Source organism: Anaerostipes sp. Marseille-Q3525 (assembly GCF_018223505.1).
GTDB lineage: Bacteria > Bacillota > Clostridia > Lachnospirales > Lachnospiraceae > Anaerostipes > Anaerostipes amylophilus.
Genome location: NZ_JAGTTT010000021.1, coordinates 38,226 through 45,291, shown reverse-complemented (window position 1 = coordinate 45,291; position 7,066 = coordinate 38,226). Strand labels below are relative to the sequence as shown.

General features: G+C 37.7%; 5 protein-coding genes, 4 tRNA genes and 1 rRNA gene. 5 read left to right on the top strand and 5 right to left on the bottom strand.

Annotated features, from left to right (window positions below):
• The 5 genes from KE503_RS10280 to KE503_RS10260 form a co-directional block, all read left to right on the top strand.
• Positions 1-177 (top strand): 23S ribosomal RNA (locus tag KE503_RS10280); the annotation flags it as partial.
• 85 nt (positions 178-262) lie between these two features.
• Positions 263-335, top strand: a tRNA-Asn gene (locus tag KE503_RS10275).
• 50 nt (positions 336-385) lie between these two features.
• Positions 386-457, top strand: a tRNA-Glu gene (locus KE503_RS10270).
• Positions 458-490: 33 nt separating this feature from the next.
• Positions 491-561 (top strand) — tRNA-Cys (locus KE503_RS10265).
• A gap of 42 nt (positions 562-603) precedes the next feature.
• Positions 604-677 (top strand) — tRNA-Met (locus tag KE503_RS10260).
• Between the two features lie 202 nt (positions 678-879).
• On the opposite strand, the gene KE503_RS10255 is transcribed toward KE503_RS10260, so the two are convergent.
• From KE503_RS10255 to KE503_RS10235, 5 genes are all read right to left on the bottom strand, one after another.
• Entirely contained in the window at positions 880-2,388 is a 1,509-nt protein-coding gene (locus KE503_RS10255) for a BglG family transcription antiterminator (RefSeq protein ID WP_212385147.1), read from the bottom strand.
• A 16-nt stretch (positions 2,389-2,404) separates the two neighbouring features.
• A complete protein-coding gene (locus KE503_RS10250) occupies positions 2,405-3,604 on the bottom strand; it encodes a mannitol dehydrogenase (RefSeq protein ID WP_147606871.1) in 1,200 nt (399 codons plus the stop codon).
• A gap of 90 nt (positions 3,605-3,694) precedes the next feature.
• Positions 3,695-5,131 (bottom strand): PTS mannitol transporter subunit IICB, encoded by a 1,437-nt coding sequence (locus KE503_RS10245; protein WP_212385146.1) that lies wholly within the window; start codon positions 5,129-5,131, stop codon positions 3,695-3,697.
• Between the two features lie 2 nt (positions 5,132-5,133).
• Entirely contained in the window at positions 5,134-5,595 is a 462-nt protein-coding gene (locus KE503_RS10240) for a PTS sugar transporter subunit IIA (protein WP_147606866.1), read from the bottom strand.
• A 186-nt stretch (positions 5,596-5,781) separates the two neighbouring features.
• Entirely contained in the window at positions 5,782-6,858 is a 1,077-nt protein-coding gene (locus KE503_RS10235; RefSeq protein WP_212385145.1) for a LacI family DNA-binding transcriptional regulator, read from the bottom strand.
• Positions 6,859-7,066 lie beyond the last annotated feature (208 nt).

Genomic DNA, 7,066 nt, shown 5'->3' with positions numbered 1-7,066 from the left:
CCAAGTCTGGAAGGGATAAACGCTGAAGGCATCTAAGCGTGAAGCCCCCCTAAAGATAAGATTTCCCATACCGAAAGGTAGTAAGACCCCTTGAAGACGACGAGGTAGATAGGGCAGAGGTGGAAGTGTGGTAACGCATGGAGCTGACTGTTACTAATCGGTCGAGGCTTTAACCAAAGAAGGCTAGAGTGTAAAAGATGTGAATAGTTCTTGTATGTTGTTTTGAAGGTATATGATATAATAATGATAGACCTTATAATAATCCTCGATAGCTCAGTTGGTAGAGCACACGGCTGTTAACCGTGCTGTCGCTGGTTCGAGCCCGGCTCGGGGAGTTTCGTAGTATTTGAAATACTGCATGGACCGTGAAGCGGTCAAAGAATAAGGCTCCATGGTCAAGTGGTTAAGACACCGCCCTTTCACGGCGGTAACACGGGTTCAAATCCCGTTGGAGTCATCTTTTTTAATAAAGAGCATATAATTTTAATATGGCGTCGTAGCCAAGTGGTAAGGCATGGGACTGCAACTCCCTGATCACCAGTTCAAATCTGGTCGACGCCTTTTAGAAGCACTAATTTTAGTGTTTCTTTTGTAATTTAATATCGCGGGATGGAGCAGTCTGGTAGCTCGTCGGGCTCATAACCCGAAGGTCGTTGGTTCAAATCCGGCTCCCGCAACTCGATAAAGACTTTAGATGGTATCTAGAGTCTTTTTTATTTCATAGAAAATTTTGATGAAATCCCCTATGAAATAAAAAGCCCTTTGGGCAGGAGCGCACTACGTGAATAAAAAAGAAATAGTACAAAAAATTTCCACAAGAAAGAAAAATTTTATACTATTTCTTTTGCGTTTATCTACATTTAAACTAGAGAGACCAAATTAAAGTCTGTTTAACCGATTGATTTTCTTTTTAACATTTTCTTTTTCTTCAGCATTAAGCAAAGGTGAAACACATAAATACTTATTCTCATCCATATCGATAGGAACTGTAGAGATGATCAAGTCATATTGACGTAGATCTTCATCATGCAGTTTATGCAAAGAGATAATTTTTTTTACATCAATTTCAGAGAATTCACGTTCCAGACGACTTCGCAGCATCTTAGATGATCCAATACCAGTGGAACAGACAACTAAAACAGAAATAGAATGTTTGCTCAAAGAATCCATAGAGGCAATAAAGTAAATGACAATATAACCAATTTCATCTTCTGGGATTTTCACAGGCTGAAATACATTTCGAAAACATTGTTTCACAATCTCATACAGTTTTGGATTTGATTGATAAATATCTTCAAGCATTGGGTTCGCAACCGTAATACCGCTTTGAATCCGCTCCATAGCCATATTGATATGTAATAAAAGATTTTCTGCCAGATTCTTATCCTGACTAAAAGGAAATTGAAATTTTTCTTCAATTTCTTTGATCAGACAGCTGATATGATCAAGATTCTGAAACGCAGAAATTTGTTGACTGAGTTCATAATGGGTGCGTCCAACATATAGGTGGATCATCCAATGAAAATAGTCTTTTTCATTTTTGTAGATTTCAATATCAAAGTGCTGTTTTAATATTTTTATAATGTCCTGACGAAACTGTTCCTCATAATCTGTGTCAGATTCCTGGATTGTTAAAGATAAAATTTCATCTTGATCTTTAATATTGGAATGCCGCTTAATAAAAACAGTCATAAGCAGAAGAAATTCCTGAAGTTCTTTATCAGAAATATTTAGATGACGTTTACGGATCACTGGCTGCAGTTTCTCGTACAGTATTTTTAAATCTTCTTCGTAATGGAATGTTTTTAAAAGGTCAATAAAAGGATTTGGACGAAAATTGGTGTCTTTTAGCCAGTCGAAAAAAACGGCAGGAGTAATATTCTGAAGCAGAACATTTACAAATAAATGGCGTTTAGGAATTTCCATTCCAGTCAGCCTTACACCTTCGCTTTTCTTAGTCTCAAAGGTAACATTATGCCCCTGAAGTTTATCTTTCAGGGCATGGTAGTCATTGCGTACTGTCTGTGAAGAAGTATTCAGATCAATGGCAAGAGATTGTGTTTTAATGTAATCGTCCTCATTTAATAAGGACAAAAGAATGATATCAACACGTTCTTTGCTAGAGTAATTTTGTTCTGTTTTTACTTCTTCAAATGCGTTGTTAAGGCGTTTAATATTATAAAGTGATCCAAAGATCATAAAACCTTTTCCAGAAGAATTATCTAACGATAGATCATAAGATTCCATGATCTGCGTAACTTCTGGAATCTGGCGGTAAATAGTTCGCTCTGTAACATTTAACTTTTTGGCAAGAGCCGCTACAGTCAGAGGACCATTTGCATTCATTAAATTTTCAATAATTTCTTTTGAACGATCTGAGATAAGCATAACTCACCTTTTCTTTCTAAATGATTTCTCCCTGAATATCAGATTGAAGCTGGTCGATCAATTCGACAATCTGATCCAGAGGGATATGTTCAACCATAATTTTATTATAAAAATAAGTGACACGTTGGGCAAGAGGTTCTTCTCTTTTGATTTTACATACATTTTCCATTAAATTCAGTAAATCTTCATTTTCCATAAATGAAAGTGCGAGAGCGATTGCAAAAGATAAATATACAGGAGTGATATTTTCATTTTCACAACTTCTTGCTGCACCGACAAGGCGGTCAGAAGGTTGAAGCTTTCTGATTGGATCACGTGCAACTCTTGAGACGGTATCTTTTAAATAACAATTTTTAAAACGTTGTAATAAGTCATTGATATGTGCGTTTAAGTCATGAAATGGAATACGATATTTCTGTGTTAACATCATAGCGCTTTCCATCATACAGCCACGGACAATGTGTTGAATATAAATGTCTTGTGCAGCCTCATGAATATACGTTTTATTTTGTAATTTCCCTAAAAATGCAGTTGTTACATGTGCCATATTGTGGACATAAAGTTTACGTTCCAGATAATAATGAAAAGGCTCATAAGGAATAATTTTTGAGTATTCAGGGATTGAGCCTTTAAAAGCGGCTTTATCAACTGGAAGAAAATCATAAGGCTCCACGCGGACTGCCAGAGGATGTTCATTCGCAGGAATAAGATCGGGGTCTGCGGGCGGCACCATTCTTCCAATGGAAGTTTCAACAAGACCTATCGTCTGTTCAAATAAGGCATATTTATCTTCAGGCAGGGCAGCTAAAAGATATTGCCGTAGAAGTACATCTGCATCCATCAGGTTTTCACAGATTAGAATATCAAGAGTGTTGGAAGAGTCCTGATTCCAGCGTTTCATAAGACCTTGTGCAATGACCGGTGCTACTTTCTCAAGAACAGCAGCACCAAGGGCTGTCGCCATGATATCAGCATCTGCAATTTCATTACTGACAGCCTCAGGATCTTTTCCATCAATAGCACGGATATTCTTTATCCAGTGGACAGGTTGTTCCTGGTTCATAATAATCTGTGGATATGTTTTTTCTTGATTAATGAGCTGGATGACATCATCATTTACATCAATAAACACAACTTCATAGCCGATTTCTGAAAATAAGGCACCTATAAAGCCTCGGCCAATGCTTCCGGCACCATACATAACAGCTTTTTTCATGATTTCATTCCCTTTACATATTAATACTAAGATAGCGTCAAAGACTAAGGAAATAATATCCTTAGCCTTTGATGACAGTTTTCAGGGCAATTATAATTCGTTTTTTAATCTCTCAACCAGCTCGTCATATTCTGGAGCTTTTAAGTAATTTGAGATAGATAAATGTTGTTTGTTAGGCTGTGCAGCTTTCGCTGTTCCTGTTAATTCCACATGAGTGATAACAAGGTCAGCATCGTCAGGAATCTTAGAGATTGCTGTATTGATAACTTCAATTGGAAGATCAGCAGCTTTTACTTTTTTCTTTAACGCGGCAGCTGACATTGCGGAAGATCCCATTCCAGCATCACATGCAACGACGATTTTCTTAATGTTTTTGATATCAACACCGGCAACTCCAAGGCTGCTGTCATTTGTTACGGCTGCTGTTTCAGAAGATTCAGCGGAAGATCCCATAGCTTCTTTTGGAATTACAGATTCTCCAAGAGAAGTATCTCCACCTTTTGCTACCATACGTTTTACGAAAATAGAGTTTAATAAGAATGATACAACACATGATAAAACAACACTTAATAAAACTCCGAACATACAGTTCTTAGGTGACAGGGCGACAACTGAGAAGATACTACCTGGGGATGGAGTTGCAACAGTACCAACATTTAAGAAGGTAAGAGTTCCTGTTCCAACGATACCACCGGCGATCATACCAACGATTGTTAATGGGTTAGCGAGTACATATGGGAAGTAAACTTCATGGATACCACCGAAGAAGTGGATTAAGATCATTCCAGGTGCAGCTTCTTTCATTTCTCCTTTTCCGAAGAACCAGTAAGCTAATAATAATCCAAGACCAGCACCAGGGTTTGGTACTAAAAGGAATAATGCAGAATGTCCTAAAGTTTTTACCTGTTCATAACCAATTGGTCCGAAGATACCATGGTCTAATGCGTTATTTAAGAATAATACTTTGGCAGGTTCAACAAAGATTGCAGATAATGGTAATGCATTGTGAGCTACAATCCAGTTTACACCATTTGTTAATACAGTTGTTACAGTTTCCATAACTGGTCCGAATACTAACATAGCGAAACAGCAAAGGATCGCACCGATAATACCAAGTGAGAAGTTGTTGACGATCATTTCAAATCCTGAAGGGATTTTTCCATCAACAGCCTGATCAAATTTCTTGATGCAGACACCGGAAATAGGTCCTAAGATCATGGCAGCCAGGAACATTGGAGTTCCGTCAACGGCTACGATCGCACCCATGGTAACGAGGGCACCGATAACTCCACCGCGGTCACCACCAAACATCTTACCACCAGTATGTCCGATCAGAATTGGAAGCAAGTAATTTAAGATTGGTGTGATCAGTTTTGCCAGTTTGGCATTAGGTGTCCAGCCTGTTTCCAAAAAGAATGCAGTGATTAATCCGAATCCGATAAAAGCTCCGATATTTGGGATAACCATTCCAGCAAGAACGGAACCAAATTTCTGGAGTTTCTGTGAAATGCTAGTTTTCTCTTTCATTTTTACAACTCTCCTTCTTCAAAATAATGTTGATTGATCATATCAATGAATTCCTGTTTTGAAGAAGCATTTAAAAATTGATCGCATTTTTCCGGAGTTAGTAAAATATCAGTAATCTGCATCAGTTCCTGCAAAGGATCTTCCTCACGGCTTGCGATGCCGATTACCATAGTTATCATAGTGCCGTGATAAGGAACACCATTGGAAATCTTAAGAATACTGATTCCAGGGCTTATGACACAATCAAGGGTATCTTCTGTGCCATGGGGAATCATGACTCCAAAGCCAATGTGAGTGGAGTGTTCCTGTTCACGTCGTATCATTCCGTCAATGTACGGTGGTTTGATACATCCACATTGAACAAGGAGATCACCTGCTTTGCGGATAGCTTCTTCAATTGTAGTACATTCAAAATCCAGACAAATATGTTTCTGGAATTCATCGTTTAGAAGTTTGCTGGCCATGCGCCCTCCTTTTCTTTCTTGTTACACATAAACGTTTATTACGGTTATTATGATAACTCACGAGTTGTATGGAAATCAATGCACACTAATGTCATATTTTTCAGGATTTGTTGTGACATTATTTTGTTTGATTGCATTTCTTTTTTGGTTAATTGTTACAAAAAATAGAAGCATTATATAGAAAGCTTATTTACATTTTCCAGTTGAATTACGAACGATAAGTTCCGGCTCATATTCCATTCGCATAATGTAATGATGCTTTGAAGTGATGTTTTTCTGTGTATTTTTCTTATAAATGATATCGACAGCCTCTCGTCCTTTGGCGAGTGAAGCATGCTCAATAGTTGTCAAAGAGATCTGCGGCATGGCGGATAAAGCAATGTTATCAAAACCGCAAACAGAGAAATCGTTTGGAATGCGGTATCCATGATCAGAGATTGCAGCCATGATCCCAAAAGCTGTCATATCATTATTTCCAACAAAGGCAGTACAGTCTGTATGTTCATCTAAAACCTGGGAAGCCATATCATATCCATTCTGATATTCAGAGTTATCTGCGGAGTATCTTCCATAGGCAGCGATCGTTGGAGATTTAACTTCGATCAGTTCTGGATCTAATCCGTGATCTTTATAACAGGAACGAAGTCCGGCAAGTCTGTGAATACGGCCGATCTCCTTTGGACGGATAGGTGCAGACACATAAGTAATCCGTTTATGACCGAGTGAGATCAGATGCTCGGCGATGATATATCCTGGCTTTTTACTGTCAAGTTCAACCGCATCAAAACGACAAGAGTCAGGTTTGTCTCCGATTGAAACGACAGGAACCTGTTTCGATAAAGCATTTGCCAGAGTGATCTTTGTTGGTGGATATAGAGAAATAACTCCGGCAAGTTCAAATCCGGAGAGGAGATTCAGATATAACTCTTCCTGTGAAACATCTCTTAAGGTATTAACCGTAAATACAGTATAACCATACTCACGTGCCCGTTCCGTGATAGAATGAATGATCATGGAATAATACCCATTAGAAAGCAGAGGACAGATGACAATGATACTCTTTGATAAAGCCTGTTCTTTCTTTTTAACGCCAGCAACCGGTTTCTTATAACCAAGATCCTTTGCACCCTGTCTTACTTTATCAATTGTCTCTTTTGAAAATGAAACATGCGGTTTATTACTTAAGATCATAGAGACTGTGGACTGTGATACACCAGTGTATTCAGCAATATCTCTAGTTGTGACTTTGTTGCGTTTTCCCATAATATTACCCTCTTTCGTGTATAACATAGCTTAAAAATAAATCAAAAAATTATTTTGATTAATTCAAATTACTAATCATAATGTTTTACTGATTACTAATATTATACATTTGATTAATAGGAAAAACAAGAGAACACGTTGTTTGAGAAAAATTATCTTGTTTTCATAAAAAAACAAGCCTGTTAATCAAATTAAATGATTAATAAGA

Bases quoted from the DNA above. Each gene is read 5' to 3' on its own strand.
- KE503_RS10245 (WP_212385146.1), bottom strand. From the start codon at position 5,131: ATGAAAGAGAAAACTAGCATTTCACAGAAACTCCAGAAATTTGGTTCC.
- KE503_RS10235 (WP_212385145.1), bottom strand. From the start codon at position 6,858: ATGGGAAAACGCAACAAAGTCACAACTAGAGATATTGCTGAATACACT.
- KE503_RS10255 (WP_212385147.1), bottom strand. From the start codon at position 2,388: ATGCTTATCTCAGATCGTTCAAAAGAAATTATTGAAAATTTAATGAAT.
- KE503_RS10240 (WP_147606866.1), bottom strand. From the start codon at position 5,595: ATGGCCAGCAAACTTCTAAACGATGAATTCCAGAAACATATTTGTCTG.
- KE503_RS10250 (WP_147606871.1), bottom strand. From the start codon at position 3,604: ATGAAAAAAGCTGTTATGTATGGTGCCGGAAGCATTGGCCGAGGCTTT.